General features: G+C 61.7%; 22 protein-coding genes. 10 read left to right on the top strand and 12 right to left on the bottom strand.

Annotated features, from left to right (window positions below; all coding sequences use genetic code 11):
- Positions 1-359: 359 nt before the first annotated feature.
- Complete coding sequence (locus AC07VI_RS06270; protein ID WP_086144708.1) at positions 360-1,832, top strand: amino acid permease; 1,473 nt, start codon at positions 360-362, stop codon at positions 1,830-1,832.
- 67 nt (positions 1,833-1,899) lie between these two features.
- On the top strand, positions 1,900-3,849 hold the full coding sequence (locus AC07VI_RS06265) for a S9 family peptidase (protein WP_492996174.1): 1,950 nt from the start codon (positions 1,900-1,902) through the stop codon (positions 3,847-3,849).
- Positions 3,850-3,860: 11 nt separating this feature from the next.
- On the opposite strand, the gene AC07VI_RS06260 is transcribed toward AC07VI_RS06265, so the two are convergent.
- Positions 3,861-6,011, bottom strand: coding sequence for an FUSC family protein (locus tag AC07VI_RS06260; protein WP_492996172.1), 2,151 nt, complete (start codon positions 6,009-6,011; stop codon positions 3,861-3,863).
- A gap of 90 nt (positions 6,012-6,101) precedes the next feature.
- Positions 6,102-7,790 (bottom strand): M14 family zinc carboxypeptidase, encoded by a 1,689-nt coding sequence (locus AC07VI_RS06255; protein ID WP_492996171.1) that lies wholly within the window; start codon positions 7,788-7,790, stop codon positions 6,102-6,104.
- Between the two features lie 149 nt (positions 7,791-7,939).
- On the opposite strand from AC07VI_RS06255, the gene AC07VI_RS06250 reads away from it, so the two are divergent.
- The gene (locus tag AC07VI_RS06250; RefSeq protein ID WP_086144705.1) at positions 7,940-8,548 is read left to right on the top strand and encodes a hypothetical protein; all 609 of its coding nucleotides are present in this window, start codon (positions 7,940-7,942) and stop codon (positions 8,546-8,548) included.
- A 29-nt stretch (positions 8,549-8,577) separates the two neighbouring features.
- On the opposite strand, the gene AC07VI_RS06245 is transcribed toward AC07VI_RS06250, so the two are convergent.
- The 7 genes from AC07VI_RS06245 to purB form a co-directional block, all read right to left on the bottom strand.
- A complete protein-coding gene (locus tag AC07VI_RS06245) occupies positions 8,578-10,731 on the bottom strand; it encodes a S46 family peptidase (RefSeq protein ID WP_086144704.1) in 2,154 nt (717 codons plus the stop codon).
- Between the two features lie 101 nt (positions 10,732-10,832).
- Positions 10,833-10,958: a hypothetical protein gene (locus tag AC07VI_RS06240; protein WP_264296514.1), complete on the bottom strand. Its 126-nt coding sequence runs from the start codon at positions 10,956-10,958 to the stop codon at positions 10,833-10,835.
- Positions 10,959-11,037: 79 nt separating this feature from the next.
- Complete coding sequence (locus tag AC07VI_RS06235) at positions 11,038-11,307, bottom strand: GlsB/YeaQ/YmgE family stress response membrane protein (protein WP_071075198.1); 270 nt, start codon at positions 11,305-11,307, stop codon at positions 11,038-11,040.
- 167 nt (positions 11,308-11,474) lie between these two features.
- Positions 11,475-12,050, bottom strand: a complete 576-nt coding sequence (locus AC07VI_RS06230; RefSeq protein ID WP_086144703.1) for a YceI family protein — start codon at positions 12,048-12,050, stop codon at positions 11,475-11,477.
- 33 nt (positions 12,051-12,083) lie between these two features.
- A complete protein-coding gene (locus AC07VI_RS06225) occupies positions 12,084-12,638 on the bottom strand; it encodes a YceI family protein (protein ID WP_086144702.1) in 555 nt (184 codons plus the stop codon).
- A 185-nt stretch (positions 12,639-12,823) separates the two neighbouring features.
- Complete coding sequence (locus AC07VI_RS06220; RefSeq protein WP_086144701.1) at positions 12,824-13,348, bottom strand: cytochrome b; 525 nt, start codon at positions 13,346-13,348, stop codon at positions 12,824-12,826.
- 184 nt (positions 13,349-13,532) lie between these two features.
- Entirely contained in the window at positions 13,533-14,912 is a 1,380-nt protein-coding gene (purB, locus tag AC07VI_RS06215) for an adenylosuccinate lyase (protein WP_086144700.1), read from the bottom strand.
- Between the two features lie 277 nt (positions 14,913-15,189).
- On the opposite strand from purB, the gene AC07VI_RS06210 reads away from it, so the two are divergent.
- Positions 15,190-15,804, top strand: a complete 615-nt coding sequence (locus tag AC07VI_RS06210) for a glutathione S-transferase N-terminal domain-containing protein (RefSeq protein ID WP_086144699.1) — start codon at positions 15,190-15,192, stop codon at positions 15,802-15,804.
- 179 nt (positions 15,805-15,983) lie between these two features.
- Here AC07VI_RS06210 and bfr read toward each other — a convergent pair whose 3' ends face one another.
- Positions 15,984-16,460 (bottom strand): bacterioferritin, encoded by a 477-nt coding sequence (bfr, locus tag AC07VI_RS06205; protein WP_086144698.1) that lies wholly within the window; start codon positions 16,458-16,460, stop codon positions 15,984-15,986.
- 246 nt (positions 16,461-16,706) lie between these two features.
- Between bfr and AC07VI_RS06200 the strand changes: the two genes are divergently transcribed.
- Complete coding sequence (locus AC07VI_RS06200; RefSeq protein ID WP_494808777.1) at positions 16,707-16,880, top strand: hypothetical protein; 174 nt, start codon at positions 16,707-16,709, stop codon at positions 16,878-16,880.
- Positions 16,877-17,557: a Fe2+-dependent dioxygenase gene (locus tag AC07VI_RS06195; RefSeq protein WP_086144697.1), complete on the top strand. Its 681-nt coding sequence runs from the start codon at positions 16,877-16,879 to the stop codon at positions 17,555-17,557. Before AC07VI_RS06200 ends, AC07VI_RS06195 begins: the two co-directional genes overlap by 4 nt.
- 257 nt (positions 17,558-17,814) lie before the next feature.
- On the opposite strand, the gene AC07VI_RS06190 is transcribed toward AC07VI_RS06195, so the two are convergent.
- A complete protein-coding gene (locus tag AC07VI_RS06190; protein WP_086144696.1) occupies positions 17,815-18,516 on the bottom strand; it encodes an energy transducer TonB in 702 nt (233 codons plus the stop codon).
- Positions 18,517-18,532: 16 nt separating this feature from the next.
- Positions 18,533-18,748 (bottom strand): (2Fe-2S)-binding protein, encoded by a 216-nt coding sequence (locus AC07VI_RS06185; protein WP_086144695.1) that lies wholly within the window; start codon positions 18,746-18,748, stop codon positions 18,533-18,535.
- Positions 18,749-19,154: 406 nt separating this feature from the next.
- Here AC07VI_RS06185 and AC07VI_RS06180 point away from each other — a divergent pair, with 406 nt between their 5' ends.
- The 4 genes from AC07VI_RS06180 (at position 19,155) to AC07VI_RS06165 (ending at position 21,869) form a co-directional block, all read left to right on the top strand.
- Positions 19,155-19,439, top strand: coding sequence for a FeoA family protein (locus AC07VI_RS06180; RefSeq protein WP_492996164.1), 285 nt, complete (start codon positions 19,155-19,157; stop codon positions 19,437-19,439).
- A 2-nt stretch (positions 19,440-19,441) separates the two neighbouring features.
- The gene (feoB, locus tag AC07VI_RS06175) at positions 19,442-21,343 is read left to right on the top strand and encodes a ferrous iron transporter B (RefSeq protein WP_086144694.1); all 1,902 of its coding nucleotides are present in this window, start codon (positions 19,442-19,444) and stop codon (positions 21,341-21,343) included.
- A 9-nt stretch (positions 21,344-21,352) separates the two neighbouring features.
- Positions 21,353-21,634: a DUF6587 family protein gene (locus tag AC07VI_RS06170; RefSeq protein WP_086144693.1), complete on the top strand. Its 282-nt coding sequence runs from the start codon at positions 21,353-21,355 to the stop codon at positions 21,632-21,634.
- Positions 21,635-21,698: 64 nt separating this feature from the next.
- Positions 21,699-21,869 (top strand): hypothetical protein, encoded by a 171-nt coding sequence (locus tag AC07VI_RS06165; protein ID WP_172404685.1) that lies wholly within the window; start codon positions 21,699-21,701, stop codon positions 21,867-21,869.
- Positions 21,870-21,906 lie beyond the last annotated feature (37 nt).

The following is a 21,906-nucleotide window of genomic DNA, read 5'->3' as shown; positions in this document are numbered from 1 at the left end:
CACTGTTGCGGCTTTGCCGGCGCATGCCTGGCGTTGTTTCCTTGCATCAAAGTTCTGTTTAGCTGAGCCGGTGAAAGCCCTATAATCGCTTAGTTTTGAAAATGGACGCGATCTTTCCGGTTTTTTGCCAGGTAAGTAATCGCCAGGAAATTATTGTGAATTTATAGCAAACAGAAGTGGATGTGATGCAAGGCGCCCGGCGCGACGCAGTGCGAGCACTGCTAGCGATGGGTAACGCAGCAGCGCGCCACTTATGGAAGCTAGAAAACACAAGAATTTATTGGGGGTTACTCAAGGCCGGAGCGCTATTTGTTTTTACTCGTCGTACGAAAATACGTATGCCTCATAAAGGATGTCTAGTGAGCCAAACCCTGGTCCAGAAACTCTGCCGCACCAAGCCGATCGATACCACGGTCGAGTATGGTGAAGGCCTCAGCAGCAGCGGCTTGAGCCGCTCCATCGGCCTGTTTTCCCTCACCATGATCGGCGTCGGCGCCACCATCGGCACGGGCATCTTCTTTACCATGGTCGAAGCCGTGCCCAAGGCGGGCCCATCGGTCATCCTGTCCTTCCTGATCGCCGCCATTACGGCCGGCCTGACAGCCTTGTGCTATGCGGAATTGTCGTTCCGCATACCGGCCTCCGGCTCTTCGTATTCGTTTGCCTACGCCACCGTGGGCGAGTTTCTTGCTTTCATCATGGCGGCCTGTCTGCTGCTCGAATACGGGCTGGCCGGCAGTGCCGTGGCCATCGGCTGGTCGTCCTACCTGAACAATTTCCTGGAAAACGCCTTCGGCTGGCATATTCCGGAAATGCTGCGCACGCCGATGATCGTTTCCGGCCCGCATGGCATGGAGTTTCACGCCGGCCACATCAACTTGCCGCCCATCTTCCTGATCTGCATGTGCGGCTTCTTGCTGTTGCGCGGCGCTAAGGAATCGGCCCTGATGAACGCCATCATGGTCCTGATCAAGCTGGCGATCCTCGTGTTTTTCATCGTCATCGCGTTTTCCGGTTTCAACGCCGACAATTTCTTCCCTTTCTTCAATAGCGACAACAGCAAGGGCTTTGCCGGCATGACGGGCGTCACGGCCGCGGCCGGCACCGTGTTCTTCTCCTTCATCGGCCTCGATACGGTGGCGACGGCCGGCGACGAAGTGAAAAATCCCACGCGCAATGTGCCGCGCGGCATCCTTGGCGCCTTGCTGATCGTCACCGTGTTTTATCTGCTGGTGGCCGTGGCCGCCCTGGGCGCGCAACAGGCGAAACTGTTTGAAGGCCAGGAAGCGGGCCTGGCGGTGATCCTGCAAAACGTCACGGGCAAGACCTGGCCCGCGCTGGTGCTGTCGGCCGGCGCCGTCATTTCCGTCTTCAGCGTAACCCTGGTAACGATCTATGGCCAGACGCGCATCCTGTTCGCCGTCAGCCGCGACGGCCTGATCCCGAAATCGTTCCAGAAGATTCATCCGCGCACCCTGGTGCCTGTCAGCAATACCATCATGGTCTGCCTGGTGGTGGCCGTGGTGGCCGGTTCCGTCGATGCGACTTACTTGTGGGACATGGTCAGCATCGGCACCCTGACAGCCTTCATGGTGGTGTCGATCGCCGTGCCCGTGCTGCGCCACAAGCAGGGCGCGAACCGCATCGAAGGCTTCAGCGTGCCGTTCGGCCCCTACGTGATACCGGGCCTGAGCGTGTTTGCCTGCCTGTACATCATGCGCGACTTGCCGCATACGACGTTTGTCGTGTTCAGCGTGTGGATGGCGGTGACGGTGGCCATTTACTTCCTGTACAGCATGCGCCATTCACACCTGGGCAAGAAGGCCCGCTGATGCAGTCTGTTCCATCCAAAACCGCCGCGCTTGCCGGCGGTTTTTTTTATTTCTAACCGGAATTTACATGATGAAAATAACTGATCTGGCCGCTTGCGGCTTGCTGGCAAGCAGTCTTCTGGGTGCCGCGGCGCAGGCCGCGCCCGCCGGCGACCTGGCCTTGCGCGATTACCGCGCCGTGGCCCTGTCGGCCAATGGCCAGCGCATTGCCGCCATCGAATCGAGCAAGGCCGGTGAGCAGCCGCAGCGTCCGCATGCTGCCATCGTCGTGCGTGACGCCGCCAACGGCGCCATCGTGCAGCAGTTCGACCCGTGCGCCGCGTGTTCCTACGACAAGCCCAGCTGGTCGCCCGATGGCAGGCAGCTGGCCTTTATCGGCTACGACGCCAAGGCGGGCATGGCGCATCTGTACCTGGCCACAATGACACAGGCGCAGGCGCGCGTGTTGACCAGTATCAAAGGCGTGGCCAGCACGGCGCGCTGGTCGCCCGATGGCCTGCAACTGGGCCTGTTGGCCACGGTGGGGGCGCGCAAGCTGGCCGGCGCCGTCGAGGCGGGCGCGAGGCAGGTGGGCGAAGTGGGCAGCGATGATGATGCCCAGCGCATCGCCGTCGTGCCTGCCAGTGGGGGCGAGCCGCGTTTGCTGTCGCCCGCCGACACCTATGTGTATGAATACAACTGGACGCCCGATGGCCGCGGCTTTGTTGCCACCAGCGCGCAAGGCAATGGCGACAGCAACTGGTGGGTTGCCAAGCTCAGCCATATTGACGGGAACACGGGCGCCCTGCGCGTGATCGCCGCGCCGGCCATGCAGCTGAACCTGCCGTCCGTCTCGCCGGATGGCAAGACGGTGGCCTTCATCGGCGGCCTGATGAGCGATTTCGGCTCCATCGGCGGCGATATTTATACCGTGCCGCTGGCCGGCGGCATGCCGCGCAATCTCACGCCAGACTACCGCGGCACCTTCAATGGCGTCGTCTGGCGCGGCGCCGGCTTGCTGGCAACGGCCCTGATCGACTCGCAGCTGGCGCTGGTGCCTGTCGACGCGCAGAGCGGCCCTGCCCAGCCCGTGCTGCTTGGTGAACTGAGCAGCAGTGGCAGCGATGGCCGCCTGTCGTTCAGCGCCGATGGCAGGCAGGCAGCGGCCGCGCAGGAAGATTTTGCGCACGCCAGCTATTTGGTGGCCGGACCTTTGCGCCAGCTCAAGAAAATAACGCGCGACAATGACGGCTCCATGCCCCAGCTGACGGTGCAGAACGTGGGCTGGAACAACGAGCAATACAAGGTGCAAGGCTGGCTGCTGGGGCCGTTGAAGACGGAGGCCGGCAAGCGCTATCCGATGGTCGTCAACGTGCATGGCGGGCCCGGCGCTGCCGCCTCGCCCCGTTACGTGGCGGCGAGCACCCTGATCCACGAATTGACGCAAAAAGGCTATTTCGTCTTCCTGCCCAATCCGCGCGGCAGCTTTGGCCAGGGCCAGGCATTTACGCGCGCCAACATGGCCGACTTTGGCGGCGGCGACTGGCGCGACATTCTCACCGGCATCGATGCCGCGCAAAAAGTGGCGCCCATCGACGGCCAGCGCCTGGGCCTGATCGGCCATTCGTATGGCGGCTTCATGACCATGTGGGGCGTCACGCACAGCGACCGTTTCAAGGCGGCCGTGGCGGGCGCGGGCGTGTCGAACTGGATCAGTTATTACGGCCAGAACGGCATCAACCAGTGGATGATTCCCTTCTTCGGCGCCTCCGCGTATGACAATCCGGACGTCTACCGCCGTGCCTCGCCCATTGAATCGATCAAGGCGGCGAAGACGCCGACCCTGATCTATGTGGGCGAGCGCGACGTGGAAACGCCGGCCGCCCAGTCGCTGGAATTCTGGCACGGCTTGCGCGCCATGGGCGTGCCGTCCAGCCTGTTCATTTACGACGGCGAAGGCCATTCCTTCCGCAAGCCCGAGCACCAGCGCGACTTGCAGAAGCGCACCATTGGCTGGTTTGAACGTTATCTGAAATAAATCGCTGGTGTTTAGCGTGGCGACACGATATGCACGATCGCCGCGCTATGCACCACGATCTTGTCGGCATCTGCCTGCAACAATCGGATGCGGCGCTGCACCAGCGGCCAGCCCGACCAGGCCACGTCGCTGACGGGCGGCGCCGGCGGCGTGGGCAGGGGCGCGCTGATGGCCGCCTTGTCGTCGAGCTGGTCAAGCGCACGCGACAGTGTCAAACACACTTGCGTGTGGCTGTGGCTGAGCAAGGCATTGACGGGCGCGACGGGCAGCTGGCTGGCATGGCGCCCCAGGATGGAGCGCAGCGCCGCCACGTGGGCCACCAGCAGGTAATTTTGTACGATGAACAGATTGATGTCTTCCACGGCCCGCTGCTTGCTGGCCGGTTCATCGAGCATGCGCACCAGCGCCGAGCTGAGCGCGGCCAGGCTGTCCATCAGGCGCTTGCGTTCGATGCGGTAGGCAAAATCATGGAAGCATTTCCCCTGCAGCAACTCGAAGCTGGCCTGCATGTACGACAGGTTGACGTTGAGCACCTGGCGCACCAGCCGCGGCAAGCTCTGGTATTCCCAATTGGCCAGCACAAAGCTGAACACGGTGGCCACCGCCGCGCCGATCAGGGTGTCGATCAGGCGCTCGCTGACGAGGTTCGGGTTGCTGGGCGCCACCAGATGCATCTGCAACAGTATCATCAGGCTCACGGCGATGGCCGTGTAGCGGTAGCGCAGATAAATGAAGGTGGGCGTGGCCACGATGGAGAGGAACAAAATGGCCATCAGCACGATATTGCTGTGCACGAAGCGGATCACGATGGCCGTGATCACGCAGCCGATGATGGTGCCGATGATGCGGTCGGCACGGCGCTGGCGCGTCATGCTGAACGTGGGGCGCAGGATGATGACGATAGTCAGGACGATCCAGTAGCTGTGGGCCGCATACGGCAGCCAGTGGCCGATCAGCAATCCCACCGAGATGGCCATCGATACGCGCAGCGCGAAGCGGAAGACGGGCGATTCCAGACGCAGGTTAGACAGCAGGGTCTTCAGTTCGTATTTCTGCTGCGACAGGAAGGGCGCCATGTCCGCGCCGCTCCAGAACGGCACGTTGTCGTAGACTTTTTGCGTGGCCAGGTGTAACTCCGTGATCATTTTTAAGATGGCACGGATCTTGTTGCGTTGCGCGCGCAGGGTGGCCAGCGCTTCCTGTGCGGTGTCGCCTTGCGCCTGCAGGCGGGCGATTTCCGCTTCGATGTCGGCCCATTCCTTGTCGTAGCTGATCTGCGCATACGAGGCGCGCTTGCGCGTGACGGCATACGCCACGGATTCGATGTCGCGCGCCGCCTTGCAGGCCAGGTCGTGCAGGGAGTTGAGTACGTCGGAGTCGGCCAGGTGCTGGCGCAGCAGCGCGTAATCCGTGTGCGTGGACAGGATCAGTTCATATAAATCGAGCATGCACACATGCACTTGCACGACGATGGCATCCTTGCTGTTCTTGTGGCTGCGCAAAATCAAGTCGCGCGATGCTTGCTGGCGGTCGGCCAGGATGCTCTGGTGGCGCACCAGCTTGTTGAACTGCTCCGTCAAATTGAAGCGCGTGTCGTAGAAATCGGCCTTGATGTCGATGTAGGCGGCCAGTTCGAACAGGGCTTCGGCCAGCACTTGCTGCTTGATGCGGTGGCGCAAGACCCAGGCGATGGCCATGGCGTAGGCCAGATAGATCAAGCCGCCCAGCATGAACAGGCCCGCGTGGTGGAACGATTGCTGCCACGTCATCTGGTGTTCCATCGACATGGTCATGATGAACAGGGCGGCCAGCTGCAAGGGCATGGATTTCTTGCCGTACACCACCATCATGCTGGCGAGAAAACTGACGAGGACGAGTACCGTCATCAACAGCCACTGCACGGGACCGCACAGGCTGATCAATAACGTGACGGCGCTGCACAGCAGCACGGAAGCCAGCATTTCGTTGAGCTTGTGGCGCAGCGGGCTGGGCATGTCCATCAGGGTCGTGCACAGGGCGCCGATGCACACCGTCATGGCGGTGGTGCTGTCGCTGACTTCCTGGACCAGCAAGGCCAGGCCCACCAGGCCGATGGCCACGCGCAAGCCCAGGTAAAAATAATGGCTGTAAATAAAGGTGCGCAGGTTCAGTGCGTAGTGCATGGGATTACCTTGTGGGCAGGGCACAGAAAGAGGCGCCGCACCGGGGTCTCCGATGCGGCGCCAGGATGTTGCAGTCGCTACAGCCTTGATTTACATCAGGGCAATGACAGGATATCTCCGCCACTCGGGCTCGGCAAAGCGCTGGCAGTGCTCAAAAATGAAGTCGAGCACGGCTTCCTGGTTGCTCAGCAAGGCAGGATTCGCTGCCTTCCAGTCGGAAAACTTGGCCGCCAGTGCAGGTTCATCGCGCAGCAGCTCGGACGCCATGTCTTCAAAGACGTAATCGGAGAACGCTTCCTTCTTCTCCAGCACGCTGTTGAAGAAGCCCCAGCGGAAGAAGCTGTCGTGGGCCTGCGGTTCCAGCGTTTCCACGGCGTAGCGCGCCTTGTCCTGGTCCAGGCTGACCACATAATCGCCCGCCTGCAGCGTGAACTGGCCCGTGCGCGCTTCCACATCGACCGTGTCGTGGAACATGTGGCCTTCGTAGGCCGTGGCCCGCGTGCCGACGTTCTTGATATGGTAGTAGCGTGCCGTTAAGGTCTGTTCGGCGGTGATGCGGGTCATTTCGACGCCGTTCCAGCGCAAGCGTTCGATGACTTCGCGCCAGGCTTGCGGCACCACATAGGCTTTCGGCGCGGTGACGGTGACATCCGCATCAAAGCGGTTGTAATACTTGATATCGCGTTCCCACGGCTGCGAGCGGTCATACGACAGGCGCTGGTAGTCGCCCAGGATGCTCGGCGTGTATTGCGCCGCATAGCCCTTGAAGGGGAAGGTCGACGGTTGTTCTTCGTTCATGGCCCAGTGGATGGGCCACTCGGCTTGCGTGCGTCCGGCCGTCTTGGCCTGCGCGCGCAGTTGCCTGATCTGTTCGCCGTGTTTGACTGTAAACGCCATCGTGATGTCGAGCAGGGCGCGCATGGACGCGTAGCGGTCGGCAAACGGTTTCAACATGTGCGTTTCCGGCATGAAACCGATGACATGATGCAGGGCCGCAAAACCGGTCGAGAAACGGGGGACTTCGAGGAATTCGGCGATGCCGTGGTCCGGGCTGTCCTTGACGGGATTCACGTACGGGCAGGTGGGCCAGCCGGCCTGTTCCATCTGCGCAAAGATGTGCGGCAGCATGGTGTCTTGCAGGAAGGGACCGAGGCCATTGCCCAGCTTATCCGTCTGCGTGTGGATCAGGGTCATCGTGTACGGATAGTCGGCGCCGTTCGACGTGTGGGTGTCGACCATCACGTCCGGGTCCCAGCTGGCCAGCAGGCGGTTGAACACTTGCGCGTTCAGGCTGTCGCACTTGACGAAATCGCGGTTCAGGTCCAGGTGGCGGCTGTTGCCGCGGAAGCCGAATTGCTCCGGACCATCCTGGTTCACGCGCGAGGTATTGGCGCGGTTCAGGCTGCCATCGACGTTGTAGATCGGAATGAACAGCAGCACGGTGCTGCCCAGCGCCGCCAGGCGCTCGGGCTGCGTGCAGAGGTCGCGCACGATGGCCATGCAGGCGTCGATGCCTTCCGGTTCGCCCGGATGGATGCCGTTATTGTTGAAAAATACGGTGCGCCCTGCGCGCTTGATTTGCTCGCGGTCGAACACGCCATCCGCGCTGACGACGCCAGCGTGGATGGGCACGCCCGAGTCGGACAGGCCGATCTGTTCGAAGTGCAGCACCTGCGGGTAGCGTGCGGCGAGATCTTTATAGAAAGTAATGCATTCCAGCCAGGTCGTGGTCTGGTTGTGGTTACCGAGTTCGTAGGTCGTGCGCAAGTCTGGTGGCATAGCGGTCTGAGTCTGGGAGGGGGAAGGCGCACTGGGTAAGTACGCCCGCTAGGGGCCAATTGTAGCACCGGCGCCCTGGCCTTGATGTGCCGCAGCAGGCGGGCGCCAGACTTGTGTTATGAATACGTTTCACGCGCAAGGGAGGCGGTATGGGTAAGGTGGCGCTGGCGGCGCTGGTGTGGAGTATATGCCTGGCGGCGCAGGCGGCGCCGCTGCGCTTGCCGGCTGGCAAGGAGCCCGTGGCGCAGGGCGGCTCCGTCACGGCCGCCGCGCAGGGCGCGCTGATACGCTACCGGGACTGGCTGCTGGCCGTTGACGGAGCGCAAGCTGATGAAATGGCCGATGTGGTGTTGATTTCCGGAAGTGCCCGTCAGGCGCCCCGTCTGCAGGCGGGCAAGCTGGCGCGCACCTTGCCTGTGTGGGAGGCCTTCGAGTTGATCAAGGGCAGCACGCGTTTGCGCGTCACGGCGCTGCCGGGGCCGGATGGGCTTCCTGCCCTGCTGCTCGACTTTGGCGATGGCGATTACCGCATCGTGATTCCCGCCGCGCGCATCGAACGCCACGCTTATCCCTTGCTGGCGCAGCGCTTTCCCGGCGCCGACCTGGCCCTGCTGCTGCAGGATGGCCGGAGGGTGATGCTGCCGCTGGGAAAAAGCCGCGCACAGGTGTTTGGCGAGGAGCAAGCCGCGCCCTACCGCTTTGCCAAAGTAAAACGCCAGGCGAAAAAAAGCCACTCCCGCAGGAGTGGCTCAGGCTAAAGCGCCCGTTGCCGGGTTATTGCTTCTTGTTATTCAGCGCCCATTTCTTTCAGCAGGTTGTCTGCGTGGTCGATGTGTTTCATGTTCCACAGCATGTAGCGCAGGTCGACCTGGATCGAACGGGTGTTGGCCTTGTTGTAGTCCCAATCGGAAATGATCGAGTCCAGCGTGCCGTCGAAGGCCAGGCCGATGAATTCACCTTTCGAATTCAGGGCAGCCGAACCGGAGTTGCCGCCGGTGATGTCCAGGGTGGCCAGGTAGTCGACCGGCACGGTTTTCAGCTTAGGATCGACGAACTTGCCGAAGTCCTTGGCCTTGATCGCAGCCAGCTGATTCGCCGGCGCATTGAACTCGCCCTGGCCGGTGGCCTTGGCGGCGACGCCATTGACGGTGGTGAAGGCGGTCCAGGTGGTGCCGTCGGCGCCATGGTCACGGCCGGCAACTTTGCCGAACGTTACGCGCAGGGTGCTGTTGGCGTCAGGGTAGACGGCTTGGCCCTTGCTCTTCATGAAGGCGATTTTTGCTTTCATGTAGTTGGCGTAGGCTTGCTGGATCTTGCCTGCCAGTTCTTCGTCTTCCGCTTCGTTTTTCAGCGAATCCGGGTACATGGCGACGGCGGCCTGGATGAAGCTGTCTTTGCTGGCCTGGAACTCGGCTGGCGTGCGTTTCAGCCATGCAGCGCGCTCGGCCTTGTCGCCCAGCTTGCTGCCGGCATACAGTTTGTCCAGGGCGGCGGCCAGCTCGGCCTGCGACATGCCATCCTTGATGCCGATGGCGGCGTCGAAGCTGGCGCGGCGTTGTGCTGCCGGTTGCGCGGCGTACTTGGTCAGGCTGTTCAGTACCAGCGCCTTGTCGACTTTTTCATCGTAGGTGCGCTCGACCGAGGTGATGCCCGCTTCCAGGCGTGGCAAGTCGCGCGTCTGGTAGCCGGACTTGCGTTCCGTATCGGCCTTGGTGCCTTCGTTGGACAGGCGGTACAGGCTGCGTGCCGTGCTCAGCAGGCGTGGCTGGGCGTAGCTGAGGAAGAAATCGCGCTTGGTGTCGGCATCGCGCTCGGCGATCAGCTTTTCCACTTGCTCGATGTCGCCGGCAAATTCCGCCTTGCGTGCCGGCGTGGCGTTGACCCAGGTTTTCAGGGCTTCGTGTTGGGCCGTCTTGCGCGCCAGGAAGTCGCTGCCGGCGTAGGAATCGAGCATGCCTTGGCGGTTCTTGTAGTAATTGTTCACGCCGGCGACCTGACCCGCGTATTTCAGGGCTACATCCTTGTTGTCCTTGGTTTCGCGCGCGATGATGGCCAGGGTTTCACCCGACGCTTTCACGAAGGCCGGGTAGTTCCAGTCAAACGTAAACGCCACTTCCGACGGCAGGCGGTGACGGTTGGTGCGGCCAGGGTAACCCAGCGCCATGACGAAATCGCCTTCCTTCAAGCCATCCTTGGCCAGTTTCAGCACGTGTTTTGGCTGGTATGGCACGTTGTCCTTGCTGAAGTCGGCAGCTTTGCCGTCGCGGCTGACATAGGCGCGGTAGAAACCGTAGTCGCCCGTGTGGCGCGGCCACATCCAGTTGTCGGTGTCGCCGCCGAACTTGCCCACGCCGGCCGGAGGCGCGTGTACCAGGCGCACGTCGCGGATTTCCAGTTGCTTGATCAGGTAGAACTCCAGGCCGCCGTAGTAGCTCGACACGGTGCAGCGGAAACCGGCTTCTTTTTCGCACTCGGCGACCAGTTTCTTCTGGTTTTTCTCGATCGCGTCGATGCGTGCCTTGCCTTGCAGCTTGGCCACGTCGGCGGTGATGATCTTGTCGCTGACATTGGTCACGGCCGAGGTGACGAAGATGCGGCTGCCTGGGGCGGCCGGCAGTTCTTCAGCGAACGTTTTGGCCAGGAAACCGTTGGCCAGCAAATCGCGCTCCTTGGTCGAATTGACCGCCACGCTGTTGTAGACGCAATGGTGATTGGTGGCAACCAGGCCTTGCGGCGAAACAAACGAGGCCGAGCAGCCGCCCAGGCTGACGATGGCGCCCATCGGGAACTCGGTCAGTTTGGTCAGGGTGGTCGGATCGAGTTTCAGTCCGGCCGCTTTCAGTTCCTTGGCTACTTGTGGCAGCTGTTGGGGCATCCACATGCCTTCGTCGGCGTGTGCGAAGTTGCTCAGGATGGCGAGCGCGATGAGAGATTTTTTCATTCGAGTTCTGTTCTTTTACATTGTAGGGAAGTCGGAATCAGCGGAGTACCCGCTGATTGAGCAGCGGGCGACATAGAGTATCCGTATCGAACTCGCACTAGTCAATCACATTTTCCGGACAGCATGTTCGCGCGCGCTTGCTTGAAAGGTAATATTTTCGCTAATGCAGGGGCTGCAACCGGCTGCCAAGGCGCATTTTTCCGTGCGGCGGCTGTGGTATTGTCCATACAATTATCCTACCGGCAATAAAATATGGCCGGGCGCTTGCGCGGCCCGGCCACTTGCTCGGCGCTGCTTTTTTCCTGCCTAGCGTATTTTGCCGCGGCGCAAAAGATTCACGATGCCCAGCAGGATCACGGCGCCCAGGAACGAGACCAGCAGCGAAGACAGGCTGAAATTGTCGCTATTGATGGTGCCCGTGCCGAACAGGGGCGCCAGCAGCCAGCCGCCCAGGAAGGCGCCGACGATGCCGACGACGATATTGAGGAAGATGCCTTGTTGCGCATCGGTTTTCATGACCATGCTGGCCAGCCAGCCGATGACGCCGCCAATAACGATCCAGATAATGAAATTCATGTAATCCTCCGCGCGATGAATGAGTGGTTGTGCCATGTCAGAAAAACATCATGGCAAATCGATACTGATGCCGCACGATAGAAAAGTCCAGCGGATTCGCGTCGCGCATGCAAAAGCCCGCCTGGCTGCGGGCAGCGAGGCGGGCTTGTCGTGCGGCAAGGTCGTGTTTAGTCGGCCTTGATCGCTTCGACCTGGATGGCCAGCTTGACTTCCGGCGAGAACGCCGGCATGCCGTAGTTCAGGCCAAAGTCGCTGCGCTTGAATTCCGCGCTGGCATCGGCGCCGCACACTTCACGCTTGTAGCGCGGGTGCATGATGCACTTGAACTTGCTCACGTTCAGCTTGACGGGCTTGGTCACGCCCAGCAGGGTCAGCTCACCATCGACTTCCACCAGCTGCTCGCCGTTGAACTTGAACGACTTGCTCTTGTAGCTGATTTGCGGAAATTTCTCGACGTTGAACATATCCGCTTTTTTCGCGTGCGTATTCATGGCGTCCAGGCCGAAATCGATCGAATCGGCATCGATGACCAGGTCCAGGCTGCCGCTCTTGGCGGCGCGGTCCAGGGTCACGGTGCCCTTGGTCTTGTTGAACTTGCCACGCCACACGGACATGCCCATGTGATCGGCTTCAAAGCTGGGGAAGGTGTGCGTCGGGTCGAGGTTGTAGGTGTCGGTAGCGGCCATGGCCGAACCCGCGCCGGCGGCTGCCAGCACGGCGATCATCAAATGCTTGAATGTCATGAATATCCTAAGGTTGAACAAGGGGTGTGGCGATTACTGAGCAGAAACATGAAACTTAATCGTGACCTCGTCGGCAACCATGCTCGTGTCTTTCCACTCGCCTTCGCCGATGTTGTAGGTCAGGCGCTTGATCGGCAGGGCGCCGTCAAACGCGTATTTGCCGCCATCGGCCTTCACCGTTAGGGGGAAGGTCACGTCCGTGGTCTTGCCCTTGATGCTCAGCTTGCCGCTGACCGTCAGCTTGCCGGCGCCGGCGGCCTTGATGCTGCTCGAAACAAAGGTGGCTTTCGGAAACTGGGCCGAATTGAACCATTCTTTCTTGGCCACTTCCTTGTTGTATTCCGGATCGCCGATATCGATGCTGGCCGTCTCGATGTCCACCGACGCCTTCGAGGCGTCCGGCGCGGCCGGGTTGTAATCGATGGCGATATTGAATTTCTTGAATTTCGCTTCCACGGGCACGTTCATTTGCTTGAACACGGCCGACACGCTGGTCTTGGCGGGATCGACTTTCAGCAGGGTGGCGGCGGTGGCGGCCACGGACAGGCCCAGCAGGGAAGCGAGGACGATGCGTTGGGTGGTTTTCATCTTGTTTTTTCCTGTGTTTCAGTGAGCAAAGCAGATTGAGACGGACTTGGAACGCCGGACAAAACCGTAGCGAGCGGAAGTGCGGCTCGGCGCCCCCGTTGGTCCGAGAAGCGGAACTGTGCTTTTAGCACAGTGAGCATCGCAGGCCGCAAATCGCGACGCGCAGTAGGTTTGGTTCGACGTTCTTAGGGCAGCATGCGCTTAAGCACGCCGTCACGGTCGATGAACTGGTGCTTCAGCGCCGCCAGCACATGGGCGGCCACGGCGGCGGCCAGCGTCATGTTCAGAACATAATGAATTTCTTTTAGGAGCGGCTTAAGTTCCGGGTTCGGCGCCATGATGACAGGCAGCTGGAACAGGCCCAGGTAGACCACCGGCACGCCCGCGGCCAGCGTGTACAGGTAGCCGGAGATGGGGACGGCGAAGATCAGGATGTACAGCAGCACATGCATGGCGTCGGCCGCTTTCTTTTGCCAGGCAACCATGCTGGCCGGGTGCGGCGGCGGCACGTTGGCCTTGCGCCACAGCAAGCGGATGGCGGCGATGGCCAGCACGGTCACGCCCAGCCATTTGTGCCAGGAGAAATATTTGAGCTTGGTGGGCGTCAGGCCGGGAATATCCGTCATGACCAGGCCCATGACGAAGGCGCTGATGATCAGCAGGGCGGTCAGCCAGTGCAGGATGATGGCGGTGGTGGTGTAGCGTTGCATCGGCGGCTTTCTGGAATGTAGTACGTATTAGGACTAATTCGGCCTAATATACCAAAGAAAAGCAAATTGCGCTGCGTGCTGGAGATTCTACAAGAAAGATTGCGTGAAAAACCGCGGGGCAGGCAGCATTTGTATGCCGGCCGCCCCGCGGAGCGGGATCGGATGATCCCCGTGTGGTAAGGGCTTAGATGGCCTTGGCCAGCTGCGCCGCGATGCCGATGTAGTTACCTGGCGTCATCGTCAGCAAGACATCCTTGGCGTCCTGCGGGATGGCCAGGCCGTTGACGAATTCCTGCAGCGCTTCCTTTGAGATGCCCTTGCCACGCGTCAATTCCTTCAGCTGCTCGTACGGGTTTTCGATGCCATAGCGGCGCATCACGGTTTGTACGGGCTCGGCCAGCACTTCCCAGGTGGCGTCCAGGTCTTGCGCCAGGCGTGCATGGTTCACTTCCAGCTTGTTCAGGCCGCGCAGGCAGCTGTCATAGGCCAGCAAGGTGTAGCCGAGGCCCACGCCGATGTTGCGCAGCACGGTCGAATCGGTCAAATCGCGCTGCATGCGCGAGACGGGCAGTTTTTCCGACAAATGTTTCAGGACGGCATTGGCCAGGCCCAGGTTGCCTTCCGAGTTTTCGAAGTCGATCGGGTTGACCTTGTGCGGCATGGTCGAGGAACCGATTTCGCCCGCTTTCAGCTTTTGCTTGAAGTAGCCCAGCGAGACATACGTCCAGATGTCGCGGTTCAGGTCCAGCAGGATCGTGTTGGCGCGCGCGAAGGCGTCGAACAGCTCGGCCATGTAGTCGTGCGGCTCGATCTGGATGGTGTACGGGTTGAAGACCAGGCCCAGGCGCTGTTCGATGACGGCTTGCGAGAATGCGGGCCAGTCGAAGCCGGGGTAGGCCGACAGGTGGGCGTTGTAGTTGCCGACGGCGCCATTCATCTTGCCGAGGATTTCCACTTGCTCGATGCGTTTTACGGCGCGCTGCAGGCGGGCCACGACGTTGGCGAATTCCTTGCCCAGGGTGGTCGGGCTGGCCGTCTGGCCGTGCGTGCGCGACAGCATCGGCACGTCGGCGTTGTCGTGCGCGATCTGCGTCAGCCTGGTCACCAAGCCTTGCAGGGCCGGCAGCATCACGCCATCGCGCGCGGCCTTGAGCATCATGCCGTGCGAAGTGTTGTTGATGTCTTCCGAGGTGCAGGCGAAATGGATGAATTCCGACGCCGCCACCAGTTCCGGCACGTCCGCCACTTGTTCCTTCAGCCAGTACTCGACGGCCTTGACGTCATGGTTGGTGACCGCTTCGATGGCCTTGATGCGGGCCGCGTCGGCTTCCGAGAAGTCGGCCGCCATCTTGTCGAGCAGGGCGCTCGCTTCTGCCGAAAACGGCTTGATTTCGGCGAAACCGGCTTGCGACAGCGCTTGCAGCCAGGAGATTTCCACTTTCACGCGGTGGTGCATGAAACCGGCTTCGGACAGGATCGGGCGCAGCAGATCGGTCTTGCTGGCGTAGCGGCCATCGAGCGGAGACAGGGCCGACAGCGTGGAATACGGAGTAGTAGAAGTCATGAGAGCGGACGCAAGTTAAAGAAACGGTTGGCGCGTGGCGCGCGGGGAGGGCAGGGCTATTGAAATACAGCAACACTGACGGCGCCACAGTAAAGGGCGATTTTACCACCGCTGGGGGCTCGCCAGCCGTCCGTCGGGCGCCGGTGCACCGCAATCTGGCCGAATCCGGCCCCGATGCGGCATGCCTGCCACACTGGGCGGTGCGCCGGGCGCGCGCTGCCAAAAGGCGGCGGCCGCCGATGCTATACTGAGCGCTGCTCCTTACCTTAAAGTACCTATGAAACTGATCGGCTCCCTCGCCAGCCCGTATGTCCGCAAAGCCCGTATCGTGCTGGCGGAAAAAAAGCTCGACTATGTATTCGAGCTGGAAAACGTGTGGGTGCCGGAAACCCGCATCGCCCAGGCCAACCCGCTGGGCAAGGTGCCTTGCCTGGTGATGGAAGATGGCAGCGCGCTCATCGATTCGAGAGTTATCGTCGAATATCTCGACACGCTCACGCCCGTGTGCAAGCTGCTGCCGGCCGGCGGCAATGGCCGCGAGCGGGCCGACATCAAGAACTGGGAAGCGCTGGCCGACGGCATCCTCGACGCGGGCGTGCTGGTGCGCCTGGAGCGCACGCAGCGTCCGCCCGAGCAGCAGAGCGCGGCCTGGATCGCGCGCCAGCTGGAAAAAGTCACGCTGGGCCTGGCTGCGCTGGAAGCGCGCCTGGGCGAGAGCGCCTATTGCGCCGGCAAGAGCTATACCCTGGCCGACGTGGCCGTGGGCTGTACCCTGGGCTGGCTCAGCTTCCGCTTCCCGGAAATCGACTGGCGCGCGGATCACCCCGCGCTGGCGCGCCTGTTCGACAAGCTCTCCGAGCGGCCATCGTTCAAGGACACCGTGCCGCAGTAAGGCGCGGACGAAAAAAAACCGGCTGTTGCCGGTTTTTTTATTTCACCACCAAGGTTGCAACGCCTGATAAAACCGTAGCGAGCGGAAGGAAGAGGTGGCCGAGAAGCGCAACCGTACTCCAGTGCGGTGAGCATCGCGGGCCGCCGATGCCGACGCGCAGCAGGTTTTATCAGGTGTCATCACTCCTCAATCGCCATCTGGCTCTGCAGATAGTTCTGGATGCCGACCTTGTCGATCAGGTCGATCTGCGTTTCCAGCCAGTCGATATGCTCTTCCGTGTCTTCCAGGATCATCAGGAACAGGTCGCGCGAGACGTAGTCGCCCGCTTTTTCGCAGGTGGCGATGCCCTCCTTGACGGTGGCGTGCGCGGCGCGTTCCAGTTTCAGGTCGCAAGCCAGCATTTCCGGCGTGTTCTCGCCGATCAGCAGCTTGTGCAGCGCTTGCAGGTTAGGCAGGCCGTCGAGCATCAGGATGCGGTCGATCAGCTTGTCGGCGTGTTTCATTTCGCCGATCGATTCTTCGTATTCCTTCTTGCCCAGCTTTTCCAGGCCCCAGTGCTTGTACATGCGGGCATGCAGGAAATACTGGTTGATGGCGGACAGTTCGTTGGTGAGCTGTGCGTTGAGCAAGCGGATGACTTCTTTATCGCCCTTCATGGGATTTCCTTTGTTCTGTGTTCGATGATGAAACCGGAAGCTGTTGGCGTCCACGGCCGGGTGGCGCAAAGGCTGCCTGGTGGCGCGCATATTGCCGGTTTCGCTATGCCCGCATGATAGCGCAAAATGTTGGCGATTTCGGGTGGTAAACGGCATTTTTCCGTCTTTTTAACGTAAAAATCGTGCGAATAAAACCCATTCTCAAGTGGATCTCGCCACTTTCCCGTTTTTTATTTGTTAAGGAAAATGAAGGCCATTCTCATTCGCGTTCATGGCGCTGTTTGTGTGCGGCCGGCGCGCCTGCGCGGCGGCATGGAAACGCTGGAAATGTTTGCGCCATTCTTGCCTTTGGCTATTCTGGCCGGGCAGTGGCGGTGCGATAATCGGGCAGCGATTTTTACTGAGAGGATAGCAAGATGATGCTGCATATACCCGGCGTGCTGACGCCGGAACAGGTGACGCAGTTTCGCCAGCGACTGGCGCAGACGGACTGGATCGACGGGCGCGCCAGCGTGGGCGCGCAAGGGGCGCAAGTCAAGCGCAACCGCCAGCTGGCCGAAGGTTCGCCGCTGGCGCTGGAGCTGGGCGAGATCGTCAGCCGCGCACTGATGGCCAACCCGCTGTTCTTTGCCGCCGTGTTGCCGCTGCGCATCCTGCCGCCCTTCTTCAACAGCTATGCGGGCGGCGAGCACTACGGCCTGCACATCGACGGCGCCATCCGCACGCCGAAAAACGGCATGCAGTCGATGCGCGCCGACGTCTCATCGACCGTGTTTTTGAGCGAACCGGACGAATACGAGGGCGGCGAGCTGGTGGTGGTCGATGCGTACGGCACGCATGAAGTGAAGCTGCCGGCCGGCGACGTGATCGTGTATCCGTCGAGCAGCGTGCATCAGGTGCTGCCTGTCACCAGCGGCGAGCGCATCTGCTCCTTCCTGTGGACGCAAAGCATGGTGCGCGAGGACTGGAAGCGCAGCATGCTGTTTGAGCTCGATCAAAACATCCAGAGCGTGCGCGCAGAACACGGCGATTCGCCGGCGACCGTGGGACTGACGGGGCATTATCATAATCTGCTGCGCATGTGGGCGGAGATGTAACGCGAAACGCGCATGGCGGCGTTGCTTAGGCTCGCCGTACATTCGTACTGTCTTCGCCGTCGCGCCTTGCCCTGTGCGCTTCGCGGCGCAGTCGCGCAAATGCGCAGGCAAAAAAAAGTCTGCCTGGCCCGGGGATGTAGGCTGGCAGACTGAAACAAGCAGTTGCTTGACTGGTACAGAAAACAGGGCGCAAAAAAGCCAGCAGGGCACACGGTGCGGTGCTTGCGGGCTGGCAGCGGCGCGGTGGCCGCCGAAGGCTAGCTCAGCTGGAAGGTCAGCGGTACTAAAACGTAGACGGGGACGGGTTTGCCGTTTTCGATCATCGGCTTGAACAGCGCGCGTTGCGCGGCCTGGCGGCCCGCTTCATCGAGGTTGCCGTAGCCGGTCGATTTGTGGATCAGGATTTGCTCCGGCAAGCCCTTTTCATTGATCAGGATGCGCAGCACCACGGTGCCGCTTTCGCCCAGGCGGCGCGACAGGTTCGGATACACCAGTTGCGGCGCCTTGATGTATTCGACGCTGCTGACGGTGCGCGGCGTCGCTGGGGCCGGCGGTGTGGGCGATGGGGCCGCTGGCGCTGTCGGCGCGGCCGTGGCCACGGGCGCCGCTTCGGCGCGCGTGGCCTGCGGCGGCGTGATCGTCGGTTCGGTAGGCGCCACGGCGATCAGCGGCAGCGGCGGGATCACGGCGCGCGGCACGGGCGCACTCAGTTCCACGGTTTTCGGTACGGATGGCGCCGGCGGTTTCGGCGGCGCCGGCGGGGCAATGATGCTGATGGTGGTGATGGTCGGCATGGCCGCCGTGACCACGCGGCTCAGCAGGCCGCTCTGGATGGCGTAAAAGCCGGCGATATGCAGGACGACGATGGCCATCAGCGGCGCGAATTTGTTGCGCTTCTTGTCGAAGTCGGCAAATTGCGGCACGGCCTGCACCGTTACGGGCGGGGGCATCATCGTCATGGCGTTATCGCTTTCTTTAGTTTGTCAGTACAGCTCGCATCAATACGGTTTCTTGCAGCACCGCGGTGGCGTTCAGGTGATCGTTCAGCACTTCCCGCGCGCAGGTGTGGCATTTGCCGCAGCAGGTGGCCACGCCCAGGTCGCGGCGCAGTTCGGCCATGCTGGACAGGCCAAGATCGACGGCTTGACGGATTTCACGATCAGATATGTTGTTGCAGACACATACAATCATTGATACACCTTCTGGCTGGAGGATGAACAGACACTAGTGCTTGAAAGCATTGTTGCTAGTGTTTTAATGAGAATCATTATCATTACGTTTCATTGTCGCGCAAAGTGCAGGACAATGCAAGCGATTTTGATCAAGTGTGCGGCAGTTGGCGGCGTGGCGCGGCGCGGTTGTCGGGGGAACATGCGCATGCTGCCGCCCTTGACAGGGGCGGCTCTCCGGGCTAAATAAAAACAATTCGCATTCATGTTTATAATGCTGGTATTGTCTCGGACGGTCGCCGTCCGGATAGATCGAAAGGCCGCTTGTCGGTAATGCGCAACAGTTGCGTTTTACCTCACAACACCCAGGGCATGCGCCATGCGCGGCAGGCTGTCCCCGGTGTTCTTAATTTGAACGGAATTTGCTCATGACTCTAGTTCCACCCCTGATGACGCTCGATGCGCTGGCAGTCGGCCAGAGCGGCACGGTGTTGCATATCACCCCCCATGCGGCCGGACAGATGGAAGACGGCGTCGACCTTGCCCGGCGCCTGATGGAGCTGGGATTCGTTCCCGGCGAACGAATCCACATGCTCAAGCGCGGCCTTCCCGGCGGCGATCCGCTGGCCATCAAGGTCGGTAACGCCACGTTCGCACTGCGCCGCTTCGAAGCGGCACTGATTACGATTCAACCGCTGATTCAACCGGAATAATTATGGGTGCCGTAGAAACTATCGTGGAAGCGGGCGCGCACAAGCCGCCGCACCAGCCACAAATCGCCTTGCTGGGCAATCCGAACTGCGGCAAGACGGCCCTGTTCAACCGTTTGACGGGCGCGCGCCAGAAAGTGGCGAACTACGCCGGCGTGACCATCGAGCGCAAGGAAGGCCATTTCACCTCGCCCGCCGGCAAGCCCGTGCGCCTGCTCGACCTGCCGGGCGCCTACAGTCTGTCGGCCACCACGCCCGATGAAGCCATCACGCGCGACGTCGTGGGCGGCCTGCGCCGCGGCGATCCGCGTCCGGACGCCATCATCTGCGTCGTCGACGCCACCAATTTGCGCCTGAACCTGCGCCTGGTGCTGGAAGTCAGGCGCCTGGGCTTGCCCATGCTGCTGGCGCTGAACATGACGGACGTGGCGCGCAAGCGCGGCATGGTCATCGACACGGCCCGGCTGTCGCAGGAACTGGGCATGCCCGTGGTGGAAACCGTCGCGGTGCAGCACGATGGCGAAAAAGCCCTGCTCAATGCTATCGACGCCATGCTGCCGTTGCCGGCCGTGGAGGCGAAACCGCTGGCGGCCATCGACGCCGTCAGCGTCGAAGAAACCCAGCGCGAAGTGCGCCGCATTCTCGCTGCCGTCAGCAATGACGCCGGCGACACGGGCAACCTGACGGAAAAGATCGACGACGTGGTGCTGCACCCCGTCTTCGGCCCGATCATCCTGGCCGTGCTGATGTTCCTGATCTTCCAGGCCGTGTTTGCCTGGGCCGCCACGCCGATGGAAATGATCACCGATGGCGTGGGCCACCTGGGCGCCGTGCTGACGGCGAACATGCCCGACGGCCACCTGAAAAGCCTGCTGGTGGAAGGCATCATCGGCGGCGTCGGCAGCGTGCTGGTCTTCCTGCCGCAAATCCTGATCCTGTTCTTCTTCATCCTGAGCCTGGAAGACTGCGGCTACCTGCCGCGCGCGGCCTTTTTGCTGGACCGCCTGATGGGCGGCGTGGGCCTGTCGGGCCGCGCCTTCATCCCGCTGCTGTCGAGCTTTGCCTGCGCCATTCCCGGCGTGATGGCGGCGCGCACCATCCAGAACCCGCGCGACCGCCTGGTGACCATCATGATCGCGCCGCTGATGACATGCTCGGCGCGCCTGCCCGTGTATGCGCTGATCATCGCCGCCTTCATCCCCCAGCGCCAGGTGTGGGGCTACCTGAGCCTGCAAGGCCTGGTGCTGTTCATCCTGTACTTCGCCGGCATCATCTCGGCCATGGCCGTGGCCTGGGTCATGAAGCGCGGCATGGGCGTGCGCGGCAACCAGCCGCTGCTGCTGGAACTGCCGGCCTACCACTGGCCGCACTTGCGCAACCTGGCCGTCAGCCTGTGGGAGCGCGCGAAGATCTTCCTCACGCGCGTCGGCACCATCATCCTGAGCCTGATGATCATCCTGTGGTTCCTCAGCACCTTCCCCGGCGCGCCGGACAATGCCATCCATCCGCCCATCTACTACAGCCTGGCCGGCATCCTGGGCCGCGGCCTGGAAGTGATCTTCGCGCCCATCGGTTTCAACTGGCAGATCTGCATCGCGCTGGTGCCGGGCATGGCGGCGCGCGAAGTGGCCGTCGGCGCGCTGGGCACCGTGTATGCGCTGTCGCAGACGGGCGATGCGCTGGCCTCCACGCTGGAACCGCTGATCGCCCATTCGTGGTCGATGGCCACCGCGCTGTCCCTGCTGGCCTGGTATGTGTTCGCGCCGCAGTGCCTGTCGACCCTCTCCGTCGTCAAGCGCGAGACGGGCGGCTGGCGCTATCCGCTGCTGATGGCCGGCTATATGTTCGCGCTGGCCTATGCCGCCTCGTTCATCACGTACCGCGTCGCCCTGCTGTTCGGCGCCTAGGAGCACACCATGTGGCAAACCCTGATCGTCGCCCTGATCGTCGCAGCCGCGCTGCTGCATTTTTCGACCAAATACCTGCCGGCCGGCGTGCGCCGCGCCATCGTGCGCGGCCTGGTGCGCTGCGGCCTCGATGAAGCGAAGATGTCGACCTTCTTCAGGGTGGCGCCGGGCTGCGGCAGCGGCTGCGGTTCCTGCGGCTCCTGCGACAGCCCGCCGCCGCCGTCCGCCACGCCGCCGGCCGACGGCAGCAGCAAGCGCGTGATCCTGATGCAGGTGCAGCGCCAGGATTGATGTACATCTGGTCATGGGCGCGCCCGTGGGCTACACTGGGCTTTCCGCATGGCAAGGAGTGGCAATGGCGATACTGTTGATCTTCATGTTTTTGTTTGCCGTCGCCACCTGGCTGCTGGCCAGCCGGCGCGGCCGACACGGCGGACTCTGGTTCGGCATCGGCCTGTTCCTCGGGCCATTCGCCTTGCTGGCGGTAGCGGCCCTGCCGCCCGTGTCACCAGTTCAGCGGCCCTGAACGTAAAAAAACCCGCGACTGCGGGTTTTTTTACGCC

This window comes from Janthinobacterium sp. GW821-FHT03A03 (genome assembly GCF_059421435.1).
This window is presented reverse-complemented; position numbering and strand designations above follow the sequence as displayed.